An 847-nucleotide genomic window follows, 5' to 3' on the forward strand; every position below is an offset into this window, starting at 1 on the left:
CTGAAAAGCCCAGCATCTTGAAAGAGCTGAAGAAGCATCCCCGAAAAAATAAGGTACCCATCAAACTGGAATTTACCAAGGCCAGTCTGAGAGCAGCAGTCGAACACCCCTTCAGAATCATTAAGTGTCAATTTGGATTTATAAAAGCCAGGTATCGAGGTTTGAAGAAGAATGACAATAAACTGTCTACTTTATTTGCCCTGGCGAATATTGTTCGACTGGATCAAATGATCCGGGCACAGGGTTAGTCCGCCCTGAAGTCACGAAAGTGGCTAAATATCATACAAATAAGGGGTTGAGACCTCTGATTTCAGTCCTACTTCGAACTCGATTCAAGAAGGGAAGTAAATTAGAGGTTATTCGCAGGTTCCTTAGATCCTTTAATGAAGCGGATAAAGAAAATGAAGGTTTAAGGGCTAGTAAGTCTGTCCGAAAGAAATTGTTTAATGAAATAAATAAATAGACCTGACTGTTATCTAGTGCAGCTAAGCGCTAAACCTCATACCGTTCGCACTGAGCCTGTCGAAGTGCATTATCAGTATCCTTCGACAAGCTCAGGATGAACGGAGTATATATTGGCATTTACGCTTGGCTGCACTAGGAGCCTGTCGGACTTAACCAGCAAAACAGGTAAAATCCTGATTCCAGTACCAGTAACACTCAAAGCACTATGAATAAGTGGAAGTTCAAACCGGTCGACCGAAACACTCCCGACCTTTTCCCTGCCAGCATCCAGGATTATCTTCCAGAAGGTCATATGGCTCGCTTTGTGGTGGATGTTGTTGACCAGCTCGACCTGTCTCCACTGATCAATTCTTATCGAGGCACAGGATCAAAAGGCTGGCAT

1 protein-coding gene is annotated in these 847 nt (G+C 43.6%); it reads left to right on the top strand.

Translation table 11 applies throughout. From position 1 onward, the window contains the following. Window positions 1-248, top strand: a 248-nt coding sequence (locus WG89_RS29045; RefSeq protein ID WP_153301917.1) for a transposase, incomplete at its 5' end; no start/stop codon positions are given. Between the last annotated feature and the right edge of the window lie 599 nt (window positions 249-847).

It is taken from the genome of Endozoicomonas arenosclerae (assembly GCF_001562015.1).
In the GTDB taxonomy this organism is placed as follows: domain Bacteria; phylum Pseudomonadota; class Gammaproteobacteria; order Pseudomonadales; family Endozoicomonadaceae; genus Endozoicomonas_A; species Endozoicomonas_A arenosclerae.